The organism is Campylobacter sp. BCW_6463, assembly GCF_001762785.1.
Classification (GTDB): domain Bacteria; phylum Campylobacterota; class Campylobacteria; order Campylobacterales; family Campylobacteraceae; genus Campylobacter_D; species Campylobacter_D jejuni.
Map to the genome: position 1 here is coordinate 76,906 of NZ_MJXL01000041.1, position 26,340 is coordinate 103,245.

At 29.4% G+C, this 26,340-nt stretch carries 28 protein-coding genes and 1 pseudogene; 16 read left to right on the forward strand and 13 right to left on the reverse strand.

All coding sequences use genetic code 11. From position 1 onward, the window contains the following. Nucleotides 1-61 precede the first annotated feature (61 nt). The 3 genes from AJ884_RS04540 to AJ884_RS04550 are packed head-to-tail and all read left to right on the forward strand — an operon-like array spanning nt 62 to nt 1,590. Nucleotides 62-484 carry a chemotaxis protein CheX gene (locus AJ884_RS04540; protein WP_002854524.1) on the forward strand — a complete coding sequence of 141 codons (423 nt, stop codon included), beginning with the start codon at nt 62-64 and terminating at the stop codon, nt 482-484. Beyond that, on the forward strand, nt 484-792 hold the full coding sequence (fliN, locus tag AJ884_RS04545) for a flagellar motor switch protein FliN (protein WP_002824739.1): 309 nt from the start codon (nt 484-486) through the stop codon (nt 790-792). The genes AJ884_RS04540 and fliN overlap by 1 nt, the downstream gene beginning before the upstream one ends. Beyond that, the gene (locus AJ884_RS04550; protein ID WP_070233654.1) at nt 793-1,590 is read left to right on the forward strand and encodes a hypothetical protein; all 798 of its coding nucleotides are present in this window, start codon (nt 793-795) and stop codon (nt 1,588-1,590) included. Here the strand turns inward: AJ884_RS04550 and AJ884_RS04555 are convergent. From AJ884_RS04555 to plsY, 5 genes are all read right to left on the reverse strand, one after another. Continuing rightward, nucleotides 1,587-3,047, reverse strand: a complete 1,461-nt coding sequence (locus tag AJ884_RS04555) for a Ppx/GppA phosphatase family protein (protein ID WP_070233653.1) — start codon at nt 3,045-3,047, stop codon at nt 1,587-1,589. The two genes, AJ884_RS04550 and AJ884_RS04555, sit on opposite strands and share 4 nt — an antisense overlap. Continuing rightward, complete coding sequence (locus AJ884_RS04560) at nt 3,047-3,292, reverse strand: YfhL family 4Fe-4S dicluster ferredoxin (protein ID WP_002854647.1); 246 nt, start codon at nt 3,290-3,292, stop codon at nt 3,047-3,049. The genes AJ884_RS04555 and AJ884_RS04560 overlap by 1 nt, the downstream gene beginning before the upstream one ends. A gap of 112 nt (nt 3,293-3,404) precedes the next feature. Beyond that, the gene (hsrA, locus tag AJ884_RS04565) at nt 3,405-4,076 is read right to left on the reverse strand and encodes a homeostatic response regulator transcription factor HsrA (RefSeq protein ID WP_002857553.1); all 672 of its coding nucleotides are present in this window, start codon (nt 4,074-4,076) and stop codon (nt 3,405-3,407) included. Nucleotides 4,077-4,154: 78 nt separating this feature from the next. Next, complete coding sequence (locus AJ884_RS04570) at nt 4,155-4,472, reverse strand: dihydroneopterin aldolase (RefSeq protein ID WP_002857609.1); 318 nt, start codon at nt 4,470-4,472, stop codon at nt 4,155-4,157. Beyond that, nucleotides 4,457-5,065 (reverse strand): glycerol-3-phosphate 1-O-acyltransferase PlsY, encoded by a 609-nt coding sequence (gene plsY, locus AJ884_RS04575; protein WP_002921511.1) that lies wholly within the window; start codon nt 5,063-5,065, stop codon nt 4,457-4,459. The genes AJ884_RS04570 and plsY overlap by 16 nt, the downstream gene beginning before the upstream one ends. Nucleotides 5,066-5,264: 199 nt before the next feature. On the opposite strand from plsY, the gene AJ884_RS04580 reads away from it, so the two are divergent. From AJ884_RS04580 to hemJ, 4 genes are all read left to right on the forward strand, one after another. Beyond that, nucleotides 5,265-6,290: a cytochrome-c peroxidase gene (locus AJ884_RS04580; RefSeq protein ID WP_070233652.1), complete on the forward strand. Its 1,026-nt coding sequence runs from the start codon at nt 5,265-5,267 to the stop codon at nt 6,288-6,290. Between the two features lie 94 nt (nt 6,291-6,384). Continuing rightward, complete coding sequence (glmM, locus tag AJ884_RS04585; RefSeq protein ID WP_070233651.1) at nt 6,385-7,722, forward strand: phosphoglucosamine mutase; 1,338 nt, start codon at nt 6,385-6,387, stop codon at nt 7,720-7,722. After that, a complete protein-coding gene (lspA, locus tag AJ884_RS04590) occupies nt 7,715-8,185 on the forward strand; it encodes a signal peptidase II (protein ID WP_070233650.1) in 471 nt (156 codons plus the stop codon). The genes glmM and lspA overlap by 8 nt, the downstream gene beginning before the upstream one ends. Further along, nucleotides 8,169-8,621, forward strand: coding sequence for a protoporphyrinogen oxidase HemJ (gene hemJ / locus AJ884_RS04595; protein WP_070286472.1), 453 nt, complete (start codon nt 8,169-8,171; stop codon nt 8,619-8,621). Before lspA ends, hemJ begins: the two co-directional genes overlap by 17 nt. Here hemJ and AJ884_RS04600 read toward each other — a convergent pair. Beyond that, nucleotides 8,618-9,964 (reverse strand): coproporphyrinogen III oxidase family protein, encoded by a 1,347-nt coding sequence (locus AJ884_RS04600; protein WP_070233648.1) that lies wholly within the window; start codon nt 9,962-9,964, stop codon nt 8,618-8,620. The two genes, hemJ and AJ884_RS04600, sit on opposite strands and share 4 nt — an antisense overlap. 127 nt (nt 9,965-10,091) lie before the next feature. Here AJ884_RS04600 and cmeU point away from each other — a divergent pair, with 127 nt between their 5' ends. Next, nucleotides 10,092-10,343, forward strand: coding sequence for a CmeU family protein (cmeU, locus tag AJ884_RS04605; RefSeq protein WP_002861128.1), 252 nt, complete (start codon nt 10,092-10,094; stop codon nt 10,341-10,343). A gap of 22 nt (nt 10,344-10,365) precedes the next feature. Here cmeU and cmeC read toward each other — a convergent pair whose 3' ends face one another. From cmeC to ccoG, 5 genes and pseudogenes are all read right to left on the reverse strand, one after another. After that, nucleotides 10,366-11,844: a multidrug efflux transporter outer membrane subunit CmeC gene (gene cmeC, locus AJ884_RS04610; protein ID WP_070233647.1), complete on the reverse strand. Its 1,479-nt coding sequence runs from the start codon at nt 11,842-11,844 to the stop codon at nt 10,366-10,368. Further along, nucleotides 11,837-14,959 carry a multidrug efflux RND transporter permease subunit CmeB gene (gene cmeB, locus AJ884_RS04615; protein WP_079860145.1) on the reverse strand — a complete coding sequence of 1,041 codons (3,123 nt, stop codon included), beginning with the start codon at nt 14,957-14,959 and terminating at the stop codon, nt 11,837-11,839. Before cmeB ends, cmeC begins: the two co-directional genes overlap by 8 nt. Further along, on the reverse strand, nt 14,959-16,071 hold the full coding sequence (gene cmeA / locus AJ884_RS04620; RefSeq protein WP_070233645.1) for a multidrug efflux RND transporter periplasmic adaptor subunit CmeA: 1,113 nt from the start codon (nt 16,069-16,071) through the stop codon (nt 14,959-14,961). Before cmeA ends, cmeB begins: the two co-directional genes overlap by 1 nt. A 94-nt stretch (nt 16,072-16,165) precedes the next feature. Further along, on the reverse strand, nt 16,166-16,798 hold the full coding sequence (cmeR, locus tag AJ884_RS04625; protein WP_002861132.1) for a multidrug efflux system transcriptional regulator CmeR: 633 nt from the start codon (nt 16,796-16,798) through the stop codon (nt 16,166-16,168). Beyond that, nucleotides 16,785-18,162: pseudogene (ccoG, locus tag AJ884_RS04630) on the reverse strand (cytochrome c oxidase accessory protein CcoG). Before ccoG ends, cmeR begins: the two are co-directional and overlap by 14 nt. 159 nt (nt 18,163-18,321) lie before the next feature. Here ccoG and rpsU point away from each other — a divergent pair. From rpsU to AJ884_RS04670, 8 genes are all read left to right on the forward strand, one after another. After that, entirely contained in the window at nt 18,322-18,534 is a 213-nt protein-coding gene (gene rpsU / locus AJ884_RS04635; protein ID WP_002780697.1) for a 30S ribosomal protein S21, read from the forward strand. 116 nt (nt 18,535-18,650) lie between these two features. Continuing rightward, entirely contained in the window at nt 18,651-19,256 is a 606-nt protein-coding gene (locus tag AJ884_RS04640; RefSeq protein WP_002870776.1) for a UPF0323 family lipoprotein, read from the forward strand. Between the two features lie 9 nt (nt 19,257-19,265). Then, nucleotides 19,266-20,435: a glutathionylspermidine synthase family protein gene (locus tag AJ884_RS04645; RefSeq protein WP_070233643.1), complete on the forward strand. Its 1,170-nt coding sequence runs from the start codon at nt 19,266-19,268 to the stop codon at nt 20,433-20,435. A 3-nt stretch (nt 20,436-20,438) separates the two neighbouring features. Further along, nucleotides 20,439-21,374 (forward strand): D-2-hydroxyacid dehydrogenase, encoded by a 936-nt coding sequence (locus tag AJ884_RS04650; RefSeq protein ID WP_070233642.1) that lies wholly within the window; start codon nt 20,439-20,441, stop codon nt 21,372-21,374. After that, nucleotides 21,364-21,855, forward strand: a complete 492-nt coding sequence (locus AJ884_RS04655; protein ID WP_002854188.1) for a YajQ family cyclic di-GMP-binding protein — start codon at nt 21,364-21,366, stop codon at nt 21,853-21,855. The genes AJ884_RS04650 and AJ884_RS04655 overlap by 11 nt, the downstream gene beginning before the upstream one ends. Nucleotides 21,856-21,863: 8 nt before the next feature. Next, a complete protein-coding gene (locus tag AJ884_RS04660; protein ID WP_044778510.1) occupies nt 21,864-22,340 on the forward strand; it encodes a hypothetical protein in 477 nt (158 codons plus the stop codon). Between the two features lie 10 nt (nt 22,341-22,350). Then, the gene (locus tag AJ884_RS04665; protein WP_044778512.1) at nt 22,351-23,175 is read left to right on the forward strand and encodes a hypothetical protein; all 825 of its coding nucleotides are present in this window, start codon (nt 22,351-22,353) and stop codon (nt 23,173-23,175) included. Further along, nucleotides 23,175-24,887 carry an AAA family ATPase gene (locus AJ884_RS04670; protein WP_044778513.1) on the forward strand — a complete coding sequence of 571 codons (1,713 nt, stop codon included), beginning with the start codon at nt 23,175-23,177 and terminating at the stop codon, nt 24,885-24,887. Before AJ884_RS04665 ends, AJ884_RS04670 begins: the two co-directional genes overlap by 1 nt. Here AJ884_RS04670 and AJ884_RS04675 read toward each other — a convergent pair. Together AJ884_RS04675 and msrP are read right to left on the reverse strand one after the other, a co-directional pair. Next, on the reverse strand, nt 24,852-25,424 hold the full coding sequence (locus tag AJ884_RS04675; RefSeq protein WP_044778515.1) for a ferric reductase-like transmembrane domain-containing protein: 573 nt from the start codon (nt 25,422-25,424) through the stop codon (nt 24,852-24,854). The two genes, AJ884_RS04670 and AJ884_RS04675, sit on opposite strands and share 36 nt — an antisense overlap. Then, a complete protein-coding gene (msrP, locus tag AJ884_RS04680) occupies nt 25,424-26,317 on the reverse strand; it encodes a protein-methionine-sulfoxide reductase catalytic subunit MsrP (protein WP_044778516.1) in 894 nt (297 codons plus the stop codon). The genes AJ884_RS04675 and msrP overlap by 1 nt, the downstream gene beginning before the upstream one ends. Between the last annotated feature and the right edge of the window lie 23 nt (nt 26,318-26,340).

Sequence of the window (26,340 nt, forward strand, 5' to 3'; positions counted from 1 at the left end):
ACATATTTTTATTTTATATTTACTATAATTTTAAATTAAGTTTTTTATAAAGGTGGTAGCTATGTTAAAGATTCTTGAGTATTCCATCACTCATTTTTGCGAGCATATCTTAAGACTTCGCATTGAAGCAGCTCAAGATATAAGCGGTGAACTTTATGGAGCGAGTATTCCTATCATGGGCAAAAGCGAAGGAGAATGTAATTTTTATTTATTTTTTCCAAAAGAATTTTTAAAAAAAATTGCAGAAATTTTAATTAATGATGAAAAATTTAAAGAAGATGACTGGTGCGATTTAACTAAAGAATGTGCCAATCAGATTATAGGTTATGCTAAAAATTTGTTAAATGATGCTAAGGGTGATGACGAGTATAAACTTGGAATTCCCGAATATTTAGGAAAAGTTGATTTTTCTGAAATAGTTCTAGATGAAGCTTTAACTTATAAATTTGAAAATTGTTATTTTAGAATAGGATATTGCAAATAATGAGCGATGATATAGAGTTTAACATTCATCATGGGCTTTTACAATCTTATGAAGATATCTTAGATATTACAGTAGATTTTGTAAGCGAGCTCGGAACTACAAATATGAGTGTAGCAGAGCTTTTAAAACTTGAAGTAGGTTCGGTTATTGATCTTGAAAAGCCTGCTGGAGAAAGCGTTGAGCTTTATATCAATAAAAGAATTTTTGGCAAAGGCGAGGTTATGGTTTATGAAAAAAATCTCGCTATAAGAATTAATGAAATTTTGGATTCTAAGACTGTGCTTCAATACTTTAAAAAAGAAATTTAAATGAGATTACTAGTATTATTTTTTTTAATTTTACCTTTATATAGTGTTGAGCTGATTAGTTATAATATCTACGATAGAAATGATCGAGTAGATTTAATGCTTTCTTTTGATAATGCTTATAATGGCAATATTTCTCAAAAAAAAGAAAAAAATTTAACTCTTTTAACTTTTAGTGATTTAACGTATTCTAAAGATGAATTAAAAGAACTTAACTCTCAACTTGTAGATAAAATTAGTATTAGTTCTAAAAATAATAATACCTATATTATGCTACAAAACAAACAAAATATTAATTTAGAACTTAGCTCTATCAATGATAAATTTGGAGTAAGGATACGAGCTATAGAGCAAGGGAAAGCAAATATCGAATCTGCACCTACAACAACTGCGAATAATTCTCAAGAATTAATGCCTAAACCAAAAAGTACAAGTTTAGAAGGGTATGATTATACAAATTATATCTTAGTAATGCTGATTTTAGTTATTTTGTTAATAGTGCTTTGGTGGTTTAAAAAGACTATGGTTTATAAAAATAACAATGTTTCTAGAGATTTTACTATGATTTTCCAAAGATTTTTAGATAAAAATAATCAACTTGTTGTTTTTGATCACGCTAATAAACGTTATACAATGATAATAGGTAATTCCAATGTGCTTTTAGAAAGTGTTGAAATTCCAGAGGAACAAACAATAAAACATACAGAAAAAACAGAGAAAAATTTTGATTCTTTTTTTGAAGAGAATAAAAAAAGAATTCAAAATCTTATAGAGCAGCGTCAAAAAGGTAAAAAATCTTAAATTTTTTGATTGATTGCTAATGCTATGGTAGCTGGTTTTGCAATTTTTTTGAGCTCATCTTTGGGTAAATTAAGAATTTTGTTTTCTTGATATATATAAAGAGTATTGTTTGCAAAAGCAAAATCAATCTTATCTTCATTTGTGCTTAAAGTTTTAGCTAGGCACAAAATAAAATTAAGCCATGAAATGGTATGAATATTGGGTAAAAGTTGTTTATAGGGTTCAAGATTATAAGGATTAACTTTTTTTCCATTAAGCTTAATAATGCTAGCAATTAAAGCTTTTTCTTTATGTGAAAATCCATAATTTAATCCACCTAGTACAAAATGAGCAGAGTGTTCATTAGCAAAATAGAAATTTAAATATTCTCCAATATGGCATAATTTAGCAGCATTTAGTAAAGTATGCTTATAGTTATCGTTAAGTTTATGAAGATTTTTAAGGGTTGTAAAAATTTGCAGAGCAAAATGTGGAGTTTTATTTTTTTGTTTTGATTGTAAAAATTTATCTTGTAAACATTTTAAACTGGGATTGAAATTTGGTGGAAATGTGATTTTAGGACGAAGCAAATCTTGTAAATAAACTCCTTCTCTGATTCCAACCCCACTCGTGATAACTTGTTTGGCTTTTATTTTTTCCGCAATCTTTAAAAAAATAAATATACCCTCTTTAATGGTATCAAAACGATCCTTTTTTATTCCAAAATTGATTAAAGAGTCTAAGTTTGAATTAAAAATTTTTAAAATATGTCCTTTTTCTTCATCTAGCATATAGCGAAAATCATGTAAATTTTTCAGTGGATAGGAATTTTTTTGCATGATGGAATTAGATATTGCTCTTAAGCTTCCACCTATTGCAATAAGGTTTTGATTGCAAAATTCTTTAGGAATTTGTTCTAAAATTGGTTTTATAAATTCTTCTAAAGAATCCATTTTTCCAGTATCATAGAACAATTCTTTTAGCCTAACAGTGCCAATATCAAGAGATATACAAGAAATAATTCTATTATTTTTTATTAAACACAATTCACTAGAACCACCACCTATGTCTAAAGTGGTTCCATCCTTAAAAGGACTTAATAAATTTAAAGCCGCAAGACCACCTAAGTAACTTTCGCTTTTTCCATCTATACAGCGTATATTTAAAGACAGATTATCTTTGATTCTTTTAATGAAATTTTTTGAATTTGGGGCATCTCTTAAGGCTGATGTGCCTACTATAAATATTTTTTTGCACTTATGCTTTAAAGCGCATTGTTTGAAAAAAGCTAAGGCATCTTCGGCTCTTTGCATGGCTTCTTCTTGGAGAATTTTGCCATTATTATAAGCATTTTCTCCAAGTCTTATTTTGCGTTTGTATTCGCAAGTTGTATAAAAACCATATCTAGAAGTTTTTTCAAAAATCACCATTCTAATGGAGTTTGAGCCAAGATCAACAACGGCTGTTTTTTTTGCCATTAAAATTCTCTATCTCTATGTTTGAGTTTTAATTCTTCTATAGTTTCTACATTATCAGGATCAGGAATGATACATTCATATGGGCAAGCAACAATACAGGCAGGCTCTGAAAAATCATTAACGCACTCTGAACAAAGATCAGGGTCTATTACATAAATTGGACTATTTTCATAAATAGCTTCATCAGGACATTCTTCTCTGCAAGCATCACAACATACGCAGTCTTTTGTAATTAAAAGAGACATCATAACCTTTCAAAAATTTAAAAAATAATTTTAGTTTATACAATAACAAAACTTAAATAAAATATAAAAATAGAAATAAAGATAAATTTTTTGCACCGAAGGTGCAAAATTGTTAAGATTTTTTAGGGAAGCAGAAACGGTATCCTCTACGACGAACTGTTTCTATGGTAGATATGTTTAACGGTTTATCCATTTTTTGACGAATTTGATTGATAGCTACTTCGATAACATTTGGAGTTACTAGCTCAGGTTCTTCCCAGATGGCATCTAAAAGTTGTTCTTTGGATACAATTTGATCCGAATGTCTTGCTAAGTGCGTTAAAACTTCAAAAGGTTTTCCTTTAAGTTCTATATCTTGACCTTTATAAGTAATTTTTTCCTCATCTGGATCAATAACTAAGTCTTCAATTTTAATAACATTGGTTCCACCAAGTCTTAGTCTTGCTTCAATTCTTGCGAGTAGAATATCAAAATCTAAAGGTTTTTTAACAAAATCATCGGCTCCAGCTTTCAAAGCTTTGATTTCTGTTTCTTTGTCTGTTTTTGAAGACATAATCATAACTGAAGTTCTTGGAGATTTATGCTTAATAGTGTTAACAAGTTCCGCTCCATCTCCATCAGGTAAAGTCCAGTTTGCTAAAACTAAATCATAATGTCTAATGCCGATAAAGTATTCTCCATCTTTAAAATTTTCAGAAGAATCGGTTTGATAACCAAATTCATTAAGATTGTCTATAATTGTTTTATTTAGGCTAATCTCATCTTCTATAACTAAAATTCTCATTTGTTCTATCCTTATTAAGAAAAATTTAAAGAATTATATCATAGCTTAAGTAAATGTTTAGATATCTTTAAAAAAAAATTAATATTTTTTTTTCAATTTAACCCCAACTGTAGCATTTTTTATTATATGGGGTTTGAAAATTTTTATGTTAAGATTGGTTAAATTAGGAAAATCTTTTTTTAAATTTAAGCTTACAAAGTCTAAAGACTCTTCAAGGGTGTAAAATTCTTCTTTTTTATACCATTTTTTAATTTTGGTAATTACCTCTGCATAATTTAAAAATTCATTTGCTTTAGCTTTAAGCTTGATAATAATTTTTTGTTTTTTCCTTCTTTCGAAATCTAATATACCGATGATACACTTAAAGTGAAATTTTATTTTTATATGACTTTGCATTCTTCTTTAAAAATCAATCTTTTAATATTAGGTAGATGTTTATATACTATAATAAAAGCGATAATGAAAACGGGTGCATGTGTATGAATTTCTAAGTCATAATTAAATATAAAAGAACTTACAACAAAAGCAAGTAACGCTGCTAAAGAAGCTAGCGAAGATATTTTAAAAATTTTTCCAATAACCACCCATACAATAAATGCTGTAAGCACTTCCAATGGAAGCAAAACTATCATAGCACCTGCTCCTGTTGCTATGCCTTTTCCTCCTTCAAATAACAAGTAAATTGAAAAACAGTGTCCAAAAATAGCCAAAACTGCCACGCTCCAAAGCAAAGCTTGATCATAATGAAGAAATTTTAAGATTAGTAAAGGAATAGCTGCTTTTGCAAAATCTAAAATTATTGTAGCAATGGCAAGTTTTTTTGCTAGTTTGGGATTTTTTTCTTTTACTACTCTTAAAACATTGGTTGCCCCTATACTTTTTGAACCTTCTTTTTTGATATCAGTTTTAGCAAAAAATTTAGCTAGGATTAGCCCAAAAGGGATTGAACCTAAAAGATATATAAAAGCGTAAATTATTAAATTTTCCATAATATCCTTTTCAAATCATCTTAAAATTTTAAGATTTATAACTAAAAATTATATCTTATGAAAATAAATAAACAAAAAATAATTTTTAAGATAAAAATAGTATTAATTAATTATAAATATTTTTTAATAATATTTATTTTTATTTAAGCTCTAAATGATTATTATTTTATTTTAATTTATCTTTAATAGGAGTTTGTAAATGAAAGTAAAATCATTGCTAATCGCATCCTTAGTTGCTTTTTCAAGCTTAAATGCTGCAAGTCTTATAGATGAAGCTAAAAATTCAGGTCTTGTTGCCTTACCAAAAGATCAAAAAGGCGTTGATGAAATTTTGAAACAAAATGGAGTAAAGGCTAGTGAATTTACTCTTGAAAAAGCAGAGCTTGGTAAAAAGCTTTATTTTGAACCACGCCTTTCAAAAAGTGGTATCATTTCTTGTAATACCTGTCATAATGTAGGACTTGGTGGAATAGATGGAATCAGTACTGCAATAGGTCATAAATGGACAGCAAATCCCCATCATTTAAATTCACCAACAGTTTATAATGCAGTTTTAAATAGTACTCAATTTTGGGATGGTCGTGCAGGTACTCTAGCTGATCAAGCTAAAGGTCCAATCCAAGCTGATCCTGAAATGGCAACTCCTGCTAAACTTGCAGTAGAAAAAATTTCATCTTTGCCTGAATATGTGAGTGAGTTTAAAAAAATCTATGGTAAAAGCGGTGTAAATTTTGACAATATTGCTGATGCAATTGCAAATTTTGAAAGAACTTTGATCACTCCATCTCGTTTTGATAAATTTTTAGAAGGCGATGAAAAAGCTTTAACAAAAGAAGAGCAACAAGGTTTAAAACTTTTTATAGATAAAGGTTGTGTAGCTTGTCATAATGGTGTGAATTTAGGTGGCAATATGCAAGCGTTCGAAGTTGCTGGTAAATATAAATTTGCAAATTTAGGCGATTTTAAAGGTGATGCAAATGGCATGGTAAAAACTCCAACTTTAAGAAATGTTGCTGAAACTGCTCCATATTTTCATAATGGCGCTATTTGGAATCTAAAAGATGCTATTAAGGAAATGGGTAGTGTGCAACTTGGCATTAAAATTTCTGATAAAGAAGCAAAAAGTATTGAAACTTTCTTAAAATCTTTAACAGGAACAAAACCAGCAATTGTTTATCCACAACTTCCTATTTCTACTGAAAGAACTCCTAAACCTGAACTATAAGGTTCTAAACAAGCTCTATTTTTAGAGCTTGTTTAAATTTCTTTATCTTAGCTTTGTTATAATTGTCTTTAAATTTTTGCTAGAAAGGTTTGCAATGAAACTTTTTGGAACCGATGGAGTTCGTGGAAAAGCGGGTGAATTTTTAGATAGTTTTTTGGCTATGCGTTTAGCAATGGCTGCGGGTATTTATTTTAAAGATAAAAGTATTACTAATAATATCTTAGTAGGAAAAGATACAAGAAGAAGTGGCTATATGATAGAAAATGCTATTGTTTCAGGGCTTACTTCTATAGGATATAATGTTATACAAATTGGTCCTATGCCAACTCCTGCGATTGCATTCTTAACTGAAGATATGCGTTGTGATGCAGGGATTATGATTTCAGCTTCTCACAATCCTTATTATGACAATGGTATTAAATTTTTTGATGCTCATGGAAATAAACTCAGTGAAGATATAGAGAAAAAAATAGAAGAAATTTATTTTGATGATAAGCTTATACAAGCCTCTAAGGTAGATATGGAAAAAATTGGTCAAGCAAAAAGAATTGATGATGTTATAGGAAGATATATTGTTTCTATTAAAAATTCTTTTCCAAAAGATCTTACTTTAAAGTCTTTGCGTGTGGTTTTAGATGTGGCTCATGGGGCAGCTTATAAGGTAGCACCTACTGTTTTTAAGGAATTAGGCGCTGAAGTTATAGTAATGAGCGATAAACCTAATGGACTTAATATCAATGAAAATTGTGGAGCTTTGCATCCTGCAAACTTAGCTGCTGAGGTAAAGCGTTTGCGTGCAGATGTAGGCTTTGCTTTTGATGGTGATGCAGATCGTTTGGTGGTTGTAGATGAAAAAGGCGAAGTGGCTAATGGAGATAGTTTATTAGGGGTTTTAGCACTTTATCTTAAAGAACAAGGTAAATTACAATCAAGTGTTGTAGTCACTATAATGAGTAATGGTGCTTTAAAAGAATTTTTAAATAAACATGGTATAGAACTTGATACTTGTAATGTGGGCGATAAATATGTGCTTGAAAAATTAAAAGCTAATGGTGGAAATTTTGGTGGAGAGCAAAGTGGGCATATTATTTTTAGTAATTATGCAAAAACTGGAGATGGTTTGATAGCTGCTTTGCAATTTAGTGCTTTAATGCTTTCTAAGAAAAAATCTGCAAGCTCTATTTTGGGTCAAGTCAAACCTTATCCTCAGCTTTTAACCAATCTTAAAATTGCAGAAAAAAAAGATTTAGATAAAATTAAAGGTTTAAAAGAATTAAAAAAAGATTTAGAAAATAAAAATATTAATACCTTATTTCGCTATTCTGGAACAGAAAATTTGATAAGACTTTTGCTAGAAGCTAAAGATATTAAGCTCTTAGAAAAAGAAATGAAAAATGTTGTGGAGTTTTTTAAGAAAGCTTTAAATGGCTAAAACTTTTAAATTTATTTTTTATTTTTGGGGTGTCTTTGTTTTGGTTTTTGCCCTTGATCAATGGGTAAAATCCTTAACTTTAGCAGGACTTAGATGGCAGAGTGAATACTTAGATTTAACTTATGCTCTAAATACAGGCGTAGCTTTTTCAATGTTGAGTTTTTTAGAACATAATTTAAAATATTTACATCTTGCTTTAATTGGCGTGCTTTTTATTTATCTTTTTTGGCAAAAAACACTTTTAAAAACTCATAATATAGCTTTTGGAATGATGCTTGGTGCTGGTGTTTCAAATTTATTGGATCGTTTTATACATGGAGGTGTAGTGGATATGTTTTTTTGGCATAAATGGTTTAATTTTGCTATTTTTAATGTTGCAGATGTCATGATAAATATAAGTGTGGCTTTGATTTTAATACAAGAAATATTTAAAAAAAGGAAAAAAGATGACAGAATGGATTAATGATTATTATTTTTGGATTAAATGGGTGCATTATTTGGCATTTGTTTCTTGGATGGCGGGTCTTTTTTATTTACCTCGTCTTTTTGTGTATCATGCTGAACATAAAGACAATAAAGGTTTTGTCGAGATTGTAAAAATTCAAGAAAGAAAACTTTATTTTTATATACAAACTCCTGCAATGATTGTGACTTTAATCACAGGAAGTTTAATGTTGCATGCTCATAAGGAAGTTTTAATGGTAGGTTCGGGTTTTATGCATGTTAAACTTGCCTGTGTTACACTTTTGATTATTTTCCATATACATAATTATTATTGTTTAAAAGCTTTAGCAAATGATACTTCTGCTAAAAGTGGGAAATATTTTAGAATTTATAATGAATTCCCAACTATAATGTTTATTATTATCGTTTTAATGATGGTTGTTCGCCCCTTTTAGTTTGTCTCCGCTTTAAATTCCATACTAGCGGAGTTAAGCGGATCAATATTTTCTTTCATGATATCGATATAATCTTTATTTTTAAGACGCTTATCATCTCTAAATACTGCACGCACAAGATCCATTCCTATGTAAAAATCTTTCATTAAAACCACAAAAAGATATTGACCAAATTCGGTTGCGATTAAAGCATTTTGATCTTTTATGATGGCACCACTTGTTTTAAGCCCTAAAAGTTCTATGAAAAGTTCTTTTTCGAGGTTGCAATTTAGAGTTTTATTAAATTTATCAATTTCTATTTTCCCTGAAAAAATTTCAGTTAAAAAGACATATTTGATAATCTCTTTTTTATCAAAACAAGCTTTGGCTATATTAGCATTTTGTTTTTCTTGTATAAATTTAGCATAATCATTTAGATTAAATGCATTAATTAAAAGCTCCCCATCTAAAAAGCTAAAAGCCCCGCTGCCTACTCCTAGGTATTCATGATGAGAACTGACATATTCGTCATTAAGCTTGTTTTTTTCTAAAGAAAAACTCCAACCATTGTTTTGGGTATAGTCTTTAAAAAATTCGCATATGATTTGATAATAAGTAAATTCATTATCTTTAATGCTCACTCCTAGACTTTTAGCGATATTATCTTTGGTAAGATTTGATTTCATTAAAGGATAGGTTGTGATTTGTTGTGGGGCTAAATTTGTAGCAATTTCTAAGTCATTTAAAAGTTGTTTTTCGCTTTGTCCTGGAAGATTGAAAATAAGATCTATACTAAAAATAGGTAAAATTCCTAAAGCTTTTGAAATTTTTTCTTGAAGTTCTTTAGATGAACCAAATTTATTATATCTTGCCACTTTTTTTAAAGTTTCATCATCAAAACTTTGAATTCCGCAACTTAAACGATCAATTATACCTTTAAACATAAAAAGCTTATTTGGATCAATATGATTTGGATCACTTTCGCATGAAATTTCTTTTATATTAAATAATTTTTTACAAAATTCTAAGGTTTTTAATAATTCCTCTTCGTTAATCAGTGTTGTACCACCACCCACATACATGGAAGTAAAATCAAAACCTTTATCTTTCATGATTTTAATTTCTTCTCTAAGATTTTGAAAATACACTTTGGCTAAATTTTCATCATAATAATATTTATGAAAGCTACAATAAGGACAAAAAGTATGGCAAAAAGGTACATGGGCATAAAGCATATAGCTTTTGTCTTGTTTTGGAATTTTTTCTTCGGGTTGTTTTAAAAGTTCGACATTGAAACCTTTTTGGAGGGATTTTTCCATCATAGTATGAGAGTATTTTAAAGCTAAATTTTGAAATAAATTCATAAGTGGCCTATATATTAAAATATTTAAGATATAACTTTATCAATTTTTAGCTAAAATAGGAGTAAATTTTTTATTTCTTAAATAAAAAATGGGATTAAGTTTTTAAATTATTTAAAAAGGATATAAAATGGATAAAGCCAAAATTGTTCAAAATTTAAATGCTTTGTTTAAACAAAGAGCAGAGTTTTACTCTTATTTTGATGAAAATATTGCCAAAATCAATAATACTGAAGTATTTGATTTTAAGAATGCTAAAAATTTAAATCCAGAAGAGGTATATAGGCAATTTTATCATTTTGATTATGCTATAAGAAAATTATTGCCTGCTATTTACAAGGCTTATGAAATTACAGATGCAGATTTAGACAAAGATTTTTAATTTATTTAGAGAATAGAATAAACTATTCTCTAAAAGACATATCTAAATTTTTTGATTCTTCTTTTATATTTTTACTCATATCTTCGCTTTGCTCAAATCCTCCACCAAATGCTTTGATTACATCTACTATGGAATTAGCATAAGAATATTTAGTATTATTAAAAGCAACCGCAGCATTAAGCCAATTTTGACGTGCTTCTAAATAATCTTGCAAAGACATTTCTCCTATATCATAGCGTTCTTTAGCAATTTCATAGATTCTTTTGTAAGATTGTTCGCTTGCTTGTGCATTATCGTATTGTAAGCGTATAGTTTTTCTAGCTACTAAAGCATAGCGAATTTCTCCAAAAGCAGTAATCAAAGTATTTTGATAATTTACAAAAGCTTCATCTTTATTAAGCTTAGCTAAATTTACATTTTGGTAAATTTCACCCCAATGAAAAATAGGCAGAGTAAAGTTTCCACCTATATTCCAAGTCTTAGAACCTCCTTTAACCAAGGTATCTAAATCCCCACTTTCAAATCCCAATAATCCTGTTAAAGAAAGACTAGGTAAGAAAGCCGTGCGAGCTACTCCAACAAGATAATTTTGCTGAGTTAATTTTTCTAAAGAAGAGCCAATATCTGGACGTTGAAGCAAGATGGTACTTGAAATTCCAGTTGGAATGTCAAATTCTTTAAGATTAAAAACTTGATAGTTTTGATTTTTGTAAAGTATGTCATTTAAATCATTTGAAGTTAAAATTTTTAAAGCTTTAAGGTAATTTTCTTTATTTAATTTTGCTTCATTATATTGCAAAGCCATACTTTCTAAGTTGGCTCTTGCTTGAGCAAGTTCATATTCACCTACAGCGCCAACTTGAAATTTTTCATCATTAATCCTATAAATTTCTTTTGCAGATTCATAGGCTTCTTTAAGAGCATTTTCATTTTCATAAGCATTTACAAGATTAAAATAAGTTTGAACCGTATTTGAAATAACAGAAAGTCTTGCAGCTTCATAATCATACTCACTTGCTTTAAAGCCTGATTTTGAGGCGCGATATGTATCGCGATATTTTCCCCAAAGATCGATTTCATAGCTTAAATTAAGCCCCATTTTAAAATCATTACCGTAACTTACTTCCCCGGTTCGATTGCTTGGAGCATTTATAGCTGTTTTTGAACGATTACCGCTTGCGCTACCATCAAATTTTGGCAACAAACTGCTAAAATCTATACCTAATTGAGCAGCAGCTTGTTCCATGTGTATGAAGGCAAGTTTTAAATCATTATTATTTTTAAGTGCTAAATCAACCACTTTATTTAAATTTTCATCATCAAAATCTTTCCACCAATTTTTTGTGATAGAGCTATTGTTTTCTTTTTCCCAGGATAAGGCTCCAAACTTATTATCAATGCTATAGTTTGCTTCGGGAATATTTAAATTTGGACTTAAAGAGCAAGCTGAAATCAAAAGAGTAAAACTTGCTATAGCACTAATTGAAATTATTTTATTCATGAACCTTACCTCTTTTTTTATCTAGCCATTCATTAAAATTTTCTAAAAGATAGAAAAATAAAGGCACAAAGAATATCGCTAAAGTTGATGCTGCGATCATTCCACCAATAAGCCCTGTTCCTAAAGAGTGTCTTGAAGCACTTCCTGCTCCTGTTGCGAAAATCATTGGCAAGACCCCAAAAGTAAATGCCAAAGAAGTCATTATGATAGGACGAAAACGAAGTTTTGCTGCTGCAACAGCTGCTTCAAAAACTCCTTTGCCTTTTTTAAAGCGCTCTTCCATTGCAAATTCTACGATCAAGATAGCATTTTTAGCTGAAAGTCCAATCAAGAGCAAAAGTCCTGTTTGAAAATATATATCATTGCTAAATCCTCTTAAATATACCAATAAAAATGATCCAAATACCGCAAAAGGCACAGCTGTTACAACTGCTAAAGGTATAAGCCATCTTTCATATTGGGCAGCTAGAATTAAGAAGACAAATATCATCCCTAAAGCAAAAGCATAGCTTGCTGTTCCTTTGCTAGAAACTTCTTGATAGGCTGATCCACTCCAAGCTATGGAATAATCATCCCCTAAAGTTTCTTTTGCTACTTGAGCAATCGCTTCTATAGCTTGACCTGAAGTATAACCTGGTGCGGGTTGACCTTGAACTTGTGCCGCTGGGAAAAGGTTGAATCGTTTTACATCATCAGGCCCTGAACTTCTTTGTAAAGTTAAGAAAGAATCAAGTGGTATCATTTTTCCATCGTTTGATCTTACAAAAATATTTTTTAATGCATCTTGTGTATTTCTAAAATCACCTTTTGCACGGATATTTACTTGGAAGTTTTTGCCTAACATAGAAAAATCATTAACATAATAAGTGCCTATAGTTGCATTCATTGTGTTAAAAACATCTTGCATGTTAAGATTGTAGTGTTTTAATTTATCTCTATCAATTATAAGCTTGTATTGAGGGAAAGTTGTATCAAGGGTTGTTCTTACTCTTGATAGTTCTTTTCTTTGGTTGGCTACAGCAACAAGTTTATTTACATCTTTTTGTATTTCATCATAACTTTTTCCACTTTTGTTTTGAACATACATTTCAAAACCACCTGTGATGCTTAATCCAGGTATAGGAGGTAGGCCTATAAATATACTTGAAGCGTTGCGATCAAAAGCAAATTTTTTATTAAGTTCCATGGCGATTTCATCAGCACTCACATTTCTATCTTTCCAATCTTGCAAGCCTATAAACATTGCAGCAGCGTTTTCTTTTAATGAGCTTGTAAAAAGATCAAATCCTATCATAGCCATTGCATCTTTAATTCCATTGGTTTTTAAAACTTCTTGACTTATATGATCAACTTCTGAGATTGTTCTATGAAGTGCTGAAGCCGAAGGAAGATTAATAATGCCAATCATCAAACCTTGATCTTCTTCAGGAACTAAAGAGCTTGGTACAGCTTTATAAAGATAAAAAATTGCCCCAAGCATAATACAAAAAATTAAAACAAAGCGAATGGTTCTTTTTAAAATATATGCTACTCCTGTGCTAAATACAGAAGTACTCCAATCAAAAAAATCATTAAATTTCTTTACAAATTTAAATGGCTCTCCTTCATTACGTCGTAAAAAGAGTGCACATAAAGAAGGTGTTAAAGTAAGAGCAACAAAACCTGATATGGCTACAGATATTGCTAAGGTAAGGGCAAATTGTCTTTGAATTTCTCCAACAAAACCTGATATAAAAGAAACGGGTATAAAAACAGCACAAAGTACAAGAACAATTGAAATAACCGGAGAGCTAACTTCTTGCATCGCTTGGATAGCAGCATCTTTTACGCTTATTTGTTCATTTTCGTGTAAAATCCTATCGATATTTTCCACAACTATAATTGCATCATCTACAACAATCCCTATAGCTAAAATCAAGGCAAAAAGCGTAAGCAAGTTAATACTAAAGCCTAAAACATAAAGTCCAGCAAAAGTTCCTAATAATGAAACAGGTACTGCTATCATAGGAATAAGCGTTGCACGGAAATTCTTTAAGAACATATACATAACAATGATAACTAAAATTAGAGCTTCAACAAAAGTTTTAATTACTTCTTTGATTGATTCTATCACAAATTTTGTTGTGTCGTAAGGAATTTTATATGTTAAACCTTTTGGGAAATTTTTTGAAAGTTCTTGCATTTTAGCCTGGACAAGTTCTGCTGTATGCAATGCGTTTGCCCCTGATTGAAGATTGATTATAATCGGAACTGCATCATTGCCATTTAATCGTCCTTGTGAGCTGTATTGCTGTGATCCTATTTCTACATCAGCTATATCTTTAAGTCTTAAAAATGATCCATCATCATTTGTTCTTAAAATAATATTTTCAAATTCGCTAGGATTTTGTAGTCTTCCTTGCATAGTGATTGAATAAACATAAGGGGATTTTTGAATTACGGGCTCTTCGCCAATTTTACCAGTTGCGTATTGAGCATTTTGGTCATTAACCGCAGAAATTACATCAGTAGCTGTGATTCCAAATTTATTTAATAAATCAGGTTTTAGCCAAATTCTTAAAGAATAATTACGATTTCCTATAGCGTTTGCATCCCCAACTCCCGGAACTCTTTTTAACTCATCTAAAACATTTAAAGCGATGTAGTTGTATACATCCACTGCACTCATTGAACCATCATTTGAATACATAGAAATTGCAGCAAGTGTTGCTGAAGAAGTTTTTCTAACAGTTACTCCAAGTTTTTTAACTGCATCTGGCATTTTTGCAGTTGCAGCTGAAATTCTATTATTAACATCTATAGTGGCTTGATCGGGATCTGTGCCGATATCAAAATAGACAGTCAAACTCATAGTTCCTGAAGAACTTGAAGTTGAATCCATATAAATCATATTATCTGCACCATTGATTGCATCTTCGATAGGACTTGCAACCGTTGAAGCAATGGTTTGTGCATCAGCTCCTGTGTAAGTTGCGCTTACCTTAACCGTAGGAGGAGTTAAAGAAGGATATTGTTCTATGGGTAAATTTGTAAGACCGATGACTCCAGCTAAAGAAATGATAATTGCAACAACTGAAGCAAAAACAGGTCTTTCGATAAAAAATTTAGAAAACATTATTGTGCTCCAATTTCTTTAACTTCGCTACCAACTTGAATTTTTTTAAAGTTATCTAAAATGATTTTGTCGCCATTTTGTAATCCTTTGTCAATGATAGCGTATTCATTGTTTTGGTAGCTTATATGTACAGAAGATTTTTCTACTTTTCCATTTTTAACAAGAAGAATATAAACATCATTTTGATCTTGTTTAATAGCTATTTGAGGCACTTTAAAGCCATTTTTTTGTATAAAACCTTCTGAAGTAATTGTTGCAAAAGCACCCGGTAAAAGTGTTGAGTTGTTGTTATCAAATACAGCTTTGGCTTTTACTGTTCCACTATTAGCATCTATAACGGAATCAATAAAATAAAGTTTGCCTTGAACGGTTTCTCCATTAAGATTTAAATTTGCATGAATGCTGTCTAAATCCCATTTTCCGCTTTGAGTATTGCGGACTAAATTTAGTTTATCTGTATCTGAAATAAAGAAATCTGCGTAAATAGGATTTAAATTTGTAACTCTAACTAGTTCAGTTGTTGAAGCACTTACATAATCCCCTATATTAACTAAAGCATCTCCTATAGTACCATCAAAAGGAGCTTTTATTTCGGTATGATCTAGATCAATTCTTGCATTTGCAAGTTGTGCTCTAGCAGTTGTTAGACTAGCTTTTGCATTATTAAATGTAGCAAGAGAAGAGTCGTATTCTTTTTGAGAGATTGCATTTTTGCTAAAAAGAGCCTTGGAACGATTAAAATCCTTGCTCGCGTTTTCAAAAGTTGCCTTAGCCATTAAAGCTTGTCCGTAAGCTGAATCAACGCTAGCTTTAAATTTATCTTGCTCTACAATAAATAATGTTTGTCCTTTTTTTACCTTATCTCCAGCCTTAAAAAGTTTATTTACTATTACGCCACTAACTTGAGGTTTTATAATAACATCATAATCACTGACAAGTTTAGCAGGATAAGTAAAACTAAGTGGCAAATCTTCAGATTTAGCACTCATTGTTGTTACAGGTTGAGGCGGCATTTGTATTTTTGGTGCTTCTTCTTTGCTACAAGCAGTGAGTAAAAGCACAACACTTAAAGCTAAAATAGTTAAAATAGTATTGTTTTGAAATAATTTCATGGTTTTGCCTTGAAAAATTAAATTAAAAATTGTAATATTTATTACAAAAATTTTTGGCTAATTATATCTTAATTTTGGTTAATAAAATTATTTTTTAAGCTTTGGAACCATTGATCCCATTTAGAAAAACGTTTACAACAAATTCAACATGTTCTTTTTGTTCTTTTTTATTTTTCAAAGGAGCATTAATTAAAACATTAAGATGATGATAAGGTTCTTTTAACATAGTGCAAAAAAGAACAGCAAGTTTTTCTGCGTTTTTTTTCATATAAGAATTATTTTGTTGCTTAAAAAAATCCATAAGTATGTTATAGGAAAAATTTTGTTGATTGTTTTCTATCCAATTAGCAAGGTGTCTATCTTTATCATAAACTTGAGAATAAACAATTTTACCAAAAGCTACAGCTTCTGGTTGATTAAAAATTTCTATAAAAGTTAAACCAAAAGAAGTTAAAATTTCTTTTAAAGTACCATTTTCAATTTCTTGTGTTTTGGAATAAATAAGATGAAAATGTTTTTTACATATGTCATCTAAAATTTCAAAGAATAATCCTTCTTTGCTTTTAAAACTATTATAAATATTAGAATAAGATCCTCCGGATAATTTAATAATATCACTCAAACTTGTTTCTTGGTAACCTTTTGTTAAAAAAAGCTCTAAGGCCACTGCTTTGATTTTCTCTTGTCTAGCTAAAACTTTTTGTGATGGTGTTCTATTTGAGTTCATTTTTTATCCTTTGTAAGAGTGTTTTTGGGGTATACAAATATACTTTTTCTAAAAACCGAAATTTTTTCATTATCTTTTGCATAAGCTTTTATATGTAAAGGAAAGATTATATCTTTTTTATCGTTGTTTGCTAAATTTTTTGTAGCTTTGATAACAACTATTTTTTTAACTTGTTCTCCTGCTTTTAATTTAAAAGGTTTGTTTGGTCTTATGATTTCAATTCCATCATTTATTCCTTCTAAATTTGCTGTAAAATAATATTCATGAGGTTTAGAATCTGTATTTTGAAACAAAAAGGTATAAGCATTTGAAATGACTAATTTACCTTTAACATTTGAAATATTATATAATTCACTACTACGATTGATATTTAAAAGCATGCTTTCTTTTTTGCTTCCCATGATAATTAAAGCCAATAAAGCAATTAAAAGAACTATAAAATATGCTATCGTTCTAAATCTTAAATAATGAACCTTAGAACGCGTTTCAATAGCTTTTGCACTTGTCCAATTGATCAAACTTGGACGATTAAATTTGCTTTGTACCTTAGAACAAGCATCGGCACATTCAAGACAATTAATACATTCAAGTTGCATTCCTTTGCGTATGTCAATATGAGTTGGACAGATGCTAACACAGGCTTCACAACCTATGCATTCTCCTTCAGGCGGTTTTTTATGAAGTTTGATGTGTCCATCATAAATCAAACCCCCGCGTTTTTCATCGTAGATCACTTGCATTGTATCATGATCAAACATTACAGATTGTATTCTTGCATAAGGACAGACATAAATACAAAATTTTTCTTGTAAATAGGTAATATCCAAAGTAAAAAGTAAGCTAGCACAAAATAAAACTCCAAGTAAAAGTAGATGCTCACCAGGATTTTGAATATAATTGAAAAAATCTTCAGGAGGAATAAAGTACCAAAGTAAATTACTAACAGCAACTAAAGATATAAAATAAAAAATTATTACTCCAAGAAATTTTTTAAAATATTGTCCCTCATATTCTTTTTGTTTATTATTAATATTTTTGCGAATTTTAAGAAATTTAGTTTGTATAATATCCCTATATATAACTCTAAAAATCGTTTGTGGACAACTCCAAGCACACCAAATTCTTCCGCCTAAAGTTGTAATAAAAAAAATAAATAAAAAAAGAAATATAAGAATAAAAGGCATGAGATAAAATTCTTGTGTTGAAAAAGAAATAAAAAATAGGTTTAATTTAGAGTGATCAAAACTTAAAAGAAAAAAATGATTTTCATTAATTCTTATGAAAGGTAGAGCAAATATGACAATACTTGCAATTAAATATATAAAATATCGTTTTTTTGTATAGTTTGTAATGTGTCCTTGCATTTTTAGACCTTAATTATAATTTTTAGCACTTTGTAACTAAAGATTATAGCCGATAAAAACTAAAACAATTTTTAAATGCTTTCTAAGTTAGAATTAATAAGAAGTGTTTTATAATTATATTTCACAACAAAAATTTACACATGAAAGGTGGTGAGGACTGTGCCAGGAATCAAGGTGCATCCTAACGAGTCTTTTGATGAAGCGTATCGTAAATTCAAAAAGCAAGTAGATAGAAATCTAGTTGTAACTGAAGTAAGAGCAAGAAGATTTTTCGAGCCTATGACTGAAATTCGCAAAAAACAAAAAATTTCAGCACGCAAAAAAATGCTTAAAAGACTTTATATGCTTAGACGCTACGAGTCAAGACTCTAACCCAAAAGCCCGAAAGGGCTTTTTTTATACCTACAAATCTTCATTCGGTATTAAAAAGTATTTATTATTTTTTGTTAAAATTTCTAATTTAAATTTTCTGTTTTTAGGATAAACTTATGAAAAAAATCAAAAAAATCATTCAAATTGGTATGATAGGTGGTTTAGCAGCTGTTGCTGGAGGTGCTTTAGCAGGTTGTGGAAGTAATAATGACAATGCAGATACTTTAAATCAAGCAGCTAATGTTCAAGGAGCTTTTGTAATTATCGAAGAAACAGCTCCAGGGCAGTATAAAATCAAAGATCAATATCCAAGTGATGAAACAAGGGTAGTTTTAAAAGATCTTAATGGTACAGAAAGAATTTTATCCAAAGAAGAAATGGATGCTTTGATTAAAGAAGAAGCAGCTAAAATTGATAATGGAACTTCAAATTTAACTAAAGACAATGGACAAATCAGTAGTGGAGGATTGAGTTTGGGAGAAACTTTACTCGCAAGTGCTGCAGGCGCTATTTTGGGAAGTTGGATAGGTTCAAAACTTTTCAATAATCAAAATTTTGCCAACCAACAACGCGGTGCTTTTTCAAATCAAAGTGCTTATCAAAGGAGTGTTAATAGTTTTAATAAAGCAGGTACAACAAGCTCCGCTTCAAGTGCTAAAAAATCAGGTTTTTTTAGTGGAGGCTCTAAAGCCACAAGTTCTAGTTCTTCTTTTGGTTCTTAAGGATAAATAATGCAATTATTACAAGTAGACAAACTTCAAAAAGATTATTTAGAAAATATAGGTTTTTCTTGGCATACAGATGAAGATGGAAGTGATTATATTAGCAATAAGTTAGTTTGTGTTAAGGAAAGTGAAGTTAATGCTTATTATGAAGCGGTAAATGAGCTTTATGATATGTTTATTGCTGCAGCGCAAGAAGTGATTGACAATGATCGTTTTGATGAGCTTGGAATCCCTTTTAATCTTATTGATGCGATTAAAATGAGTTGGGAAAATGAGGTTCATTGGCATTTATATGGGCGTTTTGATTTAGCGGGTGGGCTTGATGGTAAGCCTATAAAACTTATAGAATTTAATGCTGATACCCCTACTGCTCTTTTTGAAAGTGCGATTTTACAATGGGCACTTTTAAAACAAAATGGAATGGATGAAAGCGCACAATTTAATAGCATTTATGAAAGTTTGATGGATAATTTTAAAAGACTTATTACCCTTGATGAAAGTGTTGAAGAGTTTGAAGAGCATTACCAAGGGTGGAAAATTCTTTTTTCAAGTGTTGCAGGAAGCAAAGAAGAAGAAATCACTACAAAATTACTTTCCCATATAGCCAATGAAGCAGGTTTTCAAACTAATTTTTCCTTTGTAGATGAGGTAGAATTTAGTGAAGAAGGAATTTTTAAAGAGGGTGAAAATTATGAGTATTGGTTTAAGCTTATTCCTTGGGAGGATATAGCTATAGAAGAGGGTGAACTTGCTATGCTTTTAACTCAGATCATGCGTAATCAAAGAGCGATTATTTTAAATCCTGCTTATACGCTTTTATTTCAATCTAAGGGAATTTTAAAAATTTTATGGGAGCTTTATCCAAATCATCCATTACTTTTAGAAACAAAAGATACTCCTTTAGAGGGTAAAAATTATGTTAAAAAACCTGTTTTTGGTAGAGAAGGTGCAAATATCAGTATAATTAAAGATGGAAAAACTTTGCATGAGAATGTAGGTCCTTACGGGAATAATAAGGCTATTTATCAAGAATATGTAGAGTTTAATTCATGTGAAAACGAATACTATCAAGCAGGTGTTTTCTTTGCTTATGAAGGGTGTGGCTTAGGATTTAGAAAAGGAGGACTTGTGCTTGATAATTATTCTAAATTTGTAGGACATATTATAAAGGATTGAAAAATGAAAATTGTTTGTTTAGATGCGGCAACTTTAGGGGATTATGATTTAAGTGTTTTTGAAAAATTTGGTTCTTTGCAAATTTATACTACAACAAATAAAGAGCAAACCATAGAGCGTTTAAAAGATGCTAATGTCGCCATGACAAACAAGGTTGTAATTGATAAAGATGTGATTGATGCTTGTAAAAATTTAAAACTCATTTTAGAAACTGCTACAGGGGTTAATAATATCGATATTGAGTATGCTAAAGAAAAAGGTATTATTGTAAAAAATGCTGCTGGGTATTCTACCATGAGTGTTGTACAACATACTTTTGCGTTTATGTTTACTTTTTTAAATCAAGTGCTTTATTATGACAAATGGAGCAAAGAGGGTAAATGGTGTGAAAGTTCTATTTTTACAGATTATAGTAGAATTTTAAACACCTTAAGTGGTAAAAAACATGGTATTATAGGTTTAGGAGCTATAGGTAAAGAAGTGGCAAAAATTTCAAAGGCTTTTGGAGCCGAAATTTATTATTATTCTACGAGTGGAGCTAATAAAAACGCAGATTTTGTACATTTGGAATTAAAAGATTTATTGAAAACTTGCGATATTATAAGTATCCATGCACCTTTAAATGAAAAAACTAAAAATTTACTCACCTTTGAAGAATTAAAGCTTTTAAAAGATAATGCGATTTTGATTAATGTAGGAAGAGGTGGGATTATCAATGAAAATGATTTAGCTAAAATCATAGATGAAAAAAATATTCGTGTAGGGCTTGATGTTTTAGAAATTGAACCTATGATGAAAAATCATCCGCTTTTAAGCATTAAAAATAAAGAAAATCTTATTATCACCCCTCATGTTGCATGGGCGAGTAAGGAAGCTTTAAATGCTTTAATGGATATAGTTTATAATAATTTAAAAGAATGGATAGAAAATGGCAAGTGAACATAGTTTTGATATTTCAGCAGCTTTAGATAAGCAAGAGTTAAAAAATGCTTTTGAACAAGCTAAAAAAGAACTTGATAGTCGTTATGATTTAAAAGGAATTAAGTGTGAGATTGATTTAAGCGAAAAAGAGAGTATTTTTAAACTCAGTTCTTCTAGTGAAGGAAAACTTGATGTTCTAAAAGATATAGTGATTTCTAAACTTATCAAAAGAGGAATTAATCCTAATGCTATTAAAGAGCTTTCTCGTGAAAGTGGAGCAATGTTTCGTTTAAATTTGAAAGCAAACGATGCTATTGATAGTGAAAATGCTAAAAAAATCAATAAAGCTATTAAAGATAGCAAGCTTAAAGTTAACTCTTCGATTCGTGGTGAAGAAATTCGTGTTGTAGCAAAACAAATCGATGATTTACAAGCTGTGATGAAGCTTGTAAAAGAGCTTGATTTAGAGTTAAATATCAGTTTTAAAAATCTCAAATAAGGTTAAATTTGAAACATTGTTTAGCTCTATGTTTTGTTTTTTTTCTTTGTGCTTGTAGTGTGAAAAATCAAAATTTTTCAAGTCAAAGCTTGATGGTTTTGATTGCTTCTCCTATGATAAAAATCAATGATGCAGCTTTTTTAAAAAAAGAAAATAATGCTTTAAATTTGGAAGTTTATAAACTAGGGCAAGCTTTTTTTGAACTCAAAATCAAGGATAAAATTTGCATCAATGCAGTGTGTTATGATAAAAAAGTGTTTAATCAAAAATTTTTTAAAAATGTATATTATGATGATATTTTAAGTGATATTTTAAAGGCAAATGCTTTATGGCGGGGTAAAAATTTAGAAAAAACTGATTGTGGTTTTGAGCAAAATTTAAAAGCAAAAAATTATGAAATTTTTTATCAAGTTTGTGATAATAAAGTAAGTTTTTTTGATAAAATTTCACATACTAAAATTATCTTAACGCATATTCAAAATTGAAGGATAGAGTTTGAAATTTTTTTTACTGGTATTTTGCTTTGTCAATCTAGCTTTAGCACAAGTTTATAAAGGTGAATTGTATTTTTATCATTTGCAGGATAAAGAAATTTTTGCCATAGTTTATGATAATGCACCTATGACTCCACTTTTTGACAGGGATAAAAATCAAACAAGTTCTAGTTTTTTAATTATTGATGATATAAATGGAAATTTAGAGATTCCGCTCGTTAAGACAAATGATTTTTGGCAGGATGAGCGTAAAAAATATAAAATCAATTCTTCTAAAATGCTTACATATGATAATAAAAATTTTCAAGGAGAAAATTTAGGAACAACTACTTTAGAACTTGTTGAAACGCAAGATGGCATTCGTATAAAGCGTAGTCTTGATTTTATAGGTTTTAATGATGATTTTAAAGAATTTCATCCTGTTCATAAGGGTGTATTTAGTTTTGAACAAATTCGCCAAAAACCTATTTTTTTACAAGATGGAAAAATTAGTTTTGAAGAATGGTATTATTTTTATGAAGATGGTATGAGTCGTGCTATTTTAGAGTTAAATAATTTTGTTTATGATATTAATGCTCACGCATTTGTAAAACTAAATGATTTGTATAATACTGAAAATAAAAAATTTCAAAATCTTTTACATGAGAAGCTTAAAAATACATGTGATGAGTGTTTTGAAGATCTGCAAAATTTACAATTTAATAATAATTTTTTGCTTAATAATGGAAAACTAAAAATTTGTTATCTACCTTTTGAAGGTCATTTTTTAGATGAAAATATTTGCGTAGAATTTAACGAAGATGAGCTTAAGGAATTTAAAAAATAATGGAAAAATTAAAAAATTTTTTAAGTTTGAAAAATATAGAAGATACCCAAATTTATAAAGAGCTTAAGTGTGCTAAAAATGAGGCTTTGATTCTTAGAGAGCTCTGTAGAAATTATGTCGTTTCTATTTCTTCTATCAATGCCTTTACTTTATTATCGACAGTTTTTGGAAATGATAAGTATCTTTATCTTGATGCTTTGGAGGATTTAAAAAAACTTATCGAAAGAGGTTTTGTAAATCAAAATTCGAGTTTTTTTAAAAGTTTAGAAAATAATAAAACTCAAACATTAACTCTTGCCTTATTGCAAAGCGAGCTTAGTCTAAGTGAATATTTTTTAGAATTTTTAGAAGCAAAACCTCGTTTAAACTTTGAGAAACAAGAGGCTTATGCAGATTATTTAGAATATTTAAAAGATGAATTTGTGCGTATTCAATTATACGAAAGATTAAGTTTTATACAAAAAAGTGCTTATAATAGTGAAATAAAAAATCAAATTAAACTTTATGAAAAACATATCAAAGAAAGACTAAAAAAAAGTAAATTTTATAATGTATTGGCTGATATTTTTAAAGAATACAATCTTGAACATAAAGAACAAATTATTTTTCTAGCACTTTTAAAAGAAGAATACGCCTTAAGTAATGAAAGTTCGATTTCTAGAGAAATGAATTCTTTACTTTCTTTAATCAGTGAAAATGATTTAGAAAGGCATAAAAATAAAAAACTATTACAAGAAAATGCTCCTCTTTTAAACTTAATCGAGTATGATGAATATTTAAATGCTTTTGGAGATATTTCTAAAAGTTTTTTTATTATTGATGAAATTTTACAAAGAATTATAAATTTTGAACCAAAACAAAGTAAAAAAATCAAAATTGAAAGTGTTTTAAAAGATCAGGATATTTTTGAGCTTATAGAACCAAGCACTGATATCAATGATATTATTATGCCTGAAAATACAAAAGAGCTTTTAGAAAATATTTTAAAACAACAAGATAAAAAAGTCCTAGAAAGACTTCATTCTTGGGGTATAAAGAGTAATAAAAATATAGAAGCTAAAATTATTTTTTATGGTCCTGCTGGTACTGGAAAAACTATGTCAGCTTTAGCTATGGCTAAATCAATGAAAAAATCTGTTCTTAGTTTTGACTGTTCTAAAATTTTGAGCAAATGGGTTGGAGAGAGTGAGCAAAATGTAAGAAAAATTTTTGATACCTATAAAAATATCGTGCAAACTTGCAAACAAAGTCCTATTTTACTTCTCAATGAAGCCGATCAGTTTTTAAGTACGCGTGTAGATGGAAGTAGTGGTAGCGATAAAATGCATAATCAAATGCAAAATATATTCTTAGAGCAAATTGAGCGTTTTAGCGGTGTGATTATCGCTACGACAAATTTTTTAGAAAGCTTAGATAGTGCATTTTCAAGAAGATTTGATTATAAGATAGAATTTAAAAAACCTGATTTTAAAGATAGGCTTAAAATTTGGGAAAAATTTCTACCTAAAAAAGCATTATTTGAAAAAGATTTTGATATAAATATTTTATCAAATTATGAATTAAGTGGAGCACAAATTTTAATGGTGGTGAAGAATACAGCTTTGAAAGTAGCTGTATCACAAGATGGGGTTTTTAAAATGCAAGATTTTATAGAAAGCATACAAAAAGAATTAAATTCAAGTTTTGATAAAAGTAAGATTGTTGGATTTTAACTTTTTTAATGTTTTTGTATAGCGAACTATAAAATAAAACAAAGCTACAATTAAAGTACTCCATTCCCAAAACATAGGAACTTTTGGAGTTAAAAAATAATGATAACTTGCCAAAACTAAGCTTAAATATCCTAGTTTTCTAATTTTACTAAGTTTTTTAAAGATTTTAAAAGAACTTAAAAGCATTAAAAATATGATTAAAAATGCGATAAATCCACTTACTTCTAATAAACGATGTGAAATATCATCAAAAAGCCTTAAAATTTGAGCATTTCTATCAAAAATAAAATAATTTAAAAAGTGTAAAATCGCCCAAAAAGTTGCAAAAATACCTAAAATTTTAGGATAATTTTTTGTTTTTTTAAATTTAAGCAAAGAAAATAAAAGACTTAAATTTAAAAAGATCAAAGCAAATATTCCGGTGTAAATATAGGCTTCTTTTACAAAATCAAAGGCTTTTATGATATGATAAAAGCCATAGATTAAACTTATGATAAAGCTAAAATAAGCAAGAAATTTAAAGTATTTTGTCTGCATTAAAAATTCACTTTCAAGTCCATGTTTTTATATAAACTTGCTACTTCTTTTTCATAGCCATTAAACATTAAAGTAGGCTTGGTAAAGAAATCTCCTAAAGTCCTCTCGTTAGCTTGAGACCATCTAGGATGAGAGACATTAGGATTGACATTGGCATAAAAACCATATTCGTTTGGAGCGTAACTTTCCCAAGTGGATTTAGGCTGTTCTTTGGTAAATTCTATTTTAACTATGGATTTAATACTTTTAAAGCCATATTTCCAAGGAACAACAAGGCGTATTGGAGCGCCATTTTGAGGCTTTAAGGCTTTTTTATACATTCCTACTGCAAGCAAGGTAAGAGGATGCATAGCTTCATCCATGCGAAGTCCTTCTACATAAGGATAGTCTATAGTTGGAAATAAAGCGTCTTGATCGGGAAATTGACTCTTATCTAAAAGAGTGGTAAATTTAACAAATTTTGCTTTGCTTGTAGGCTTTGCCATTTCAATCAAACGACGCAATTCAAAGCCTACCCAAGGTACCACCATAGACCAAGTTTCAACACAGCGAAAACGATAAATTCTTTCTTCTAGAGGGAATTTTAAAATATCTTCCATGCTTAGAGTTAAAGGTTTTTCTATTTCTCCACTGATATCGATTTTCCAATTTTGAGTGTTGAAATTTTGTGCTAATGATACAGCCTTTTTTTTGTCTGTTGAAAATTCATAAAAATTAACATAATTTGTAGCCAGTTCTTCATCGCTGATTTCAAGTTTGTTTGGATTAGTATCGTTTGTGAAATTTAAAGCAGATAGTTTAGAAGTAAGCACGCTTGAACTTATTAAAGCACCTGCTCCAAGTTTTAAAAAATCTCTTCTTTTTTTATATAAATTCTCAGGAGTTATAATCATAATTTTTCCTTATTAAAAATTTT

Bases quoted from the DNA above. Each gene is read 5' to 3' on its own strand.
- cmeU (WP_002861128.1), top strand. From the start codon at position 10,092: ATGGATAAAGCCAAAATTGTTCAAAATTTAAATGCTTTGTTTAAACAA.
- AJ884_RS04600 (WP_070233648.1), bottom strand. From the start codon at position 9,964: ATGAATTTATTTCAAAATTTAGCTTTAAAATACTCTCATACTATGATG.
- AJ884_RS04580 (WP_070233652.1), top strand. From the start codon at position 5,265: ATGAAAGTAAAATCATTGCTAATCGCATCCTTAGTTGCTTTTTCAAGC.
- AJ884_RS04655 (WP_002854188.1), top strand. From the start codon at position 21,364: ATGGCAAGTGAACATAGTTTTGATATTTCAGCAGCTTTAGATAAGCAA.
- hemJ (WP_070286472.1), top strand. From the start codon at position 8,169: ATGACAGAATGGATTAATGATTATTATTTTTGGATTAAATGGGTGCAT.
- AJ884_RS04570 (WP_002857609.1), bottom strand. From the start codon at position 4,472: ATGCAAAGTCATATAAAAATAAAATTTCACTTTAAGTGTATCATCGGT.
- msrP (WP_044778516.1), bottom strand. From the start codon at position 26,317: ATGATTATAACTCCTGAGAATTTATATAAAAAAAGAAGAGATTTTTTA.
- plsY (WP_002921511.1), bottom strand. From the start codon at position 5,065: ATGGAAAATTTAATAATTTACGCTTTTATATATCTTTTAGGTTCAATC.
- AJ884_RS04650 (WP_070233642.1), top strand. From the start codon at position 20,439: ATGAAAATTGTTTGTTTAGATGCGGCAACTTTAGGGGATTATGATTTA.
- cmeB (WP_079860145.1), bottom strand. From the start codon at position 14,959: ATGTTTTCTAAATTTTTTATCGAAAGACCTGTTTTTGCTTCAGTTGTT.
- AJ884_RS04560 (WP_002854647.1), bottom strand. From the start codon at position 3,292: ATGTCTCTTTTAATTACAAAAGACTGCGTATGTTGTGATGCTTGCAGA.
- fliN (WP_002824739.1), top strand. From the start codon at position 484: ATGAGCGATGATATAGAGTTTAACATTCATCATGGGCTTTTACAATCT.
- cmeC (WP_070233647.1), bottom strand. From the start codon at position 11,844: ATGAATAAAATAATTTCAATTAGTGCTATAGCAAGTTTTACTCTTTTG.
- cmeR (WP_002861132.1), bottom strand. From the start codon at position 16,798: ATGAACTCAAATAGAACACCATCACAAAAAGTTTTAGCTAGACAAGAG.
- AJ884_RS04555 (WP_070233653.1), bottom strand. From the start codon at position 3,047: ATGGCAAAAAAAACAGCCGTTGTTGATCTTGGCTCAAACTCCATTAGA.
- AJ884_RS04540 (WP_002854524.1), top strand. From the start codon at position 62: ATGTTAAAGATTCTTGAGTATTCCATCACTCATTTTTGCGAGCATATC.
- AJ884_RS04640 (WP_002870776.1), top strand. From the start codon at position 18,651: ATGAAAAAAATCAAAAAAATCATTCAAATTGGTATGATAGGTGGTTTA.
- AJ884_RS04645 (WP_070233643.1), top strand. From the start codon at position 19,266: ATGCAATTATTACAAGTAGACAAACTTCAAAAAGATTATTTAGAAAAT.
- AJ884_RS04670 (WP_044778513.1), top strand. From the start codon at position 23,175: ATGGAAAAATTAAAAAATTTTTTAAGTTTGAAAAATATAGAAGATACC.
- AJ884_RS04550 (WP_070233654.1), top strand. From the start codon at position 793: ATGAGATTACTAGTATTATTTTTTTTAATTTTACCTTTATATAGTGTT.
- AJ884_RS04675 (WP_044778515.1), bottom strand. From the start codon at position 25,424: ATGCAGACAAAATACTTTAAATTTCTTGCTTATTTTAGCTTTATCATA.
- cmeA (WP_070233645.1), bottom strand. From the start codon at position 16,071: ATGAAATTATTTCAAAACAATACTATTTTAACTATTTTAGCTTTAAGT.
- lspA (WP_070233650.1), top strand. From the start codon at position 7,715: ATGGCTAAAACTTTTAAATTTATTTTTTATTTTTGGGGTGTCTTTGTT.
- glmM (WP_070233651.1), top strand. From the start codon at position 6,385: ATGAAACTTTTTGGAACCGATGGAGTTCGTGGAAAAGCGGGTGAATTT.
- hsrA (WP_002857553.1), bottom strand. From the start codon at position 4,076: ATGAGAATTTTAGTTATAGAAGATGAGATTAGCCTAAATAAAACAATT.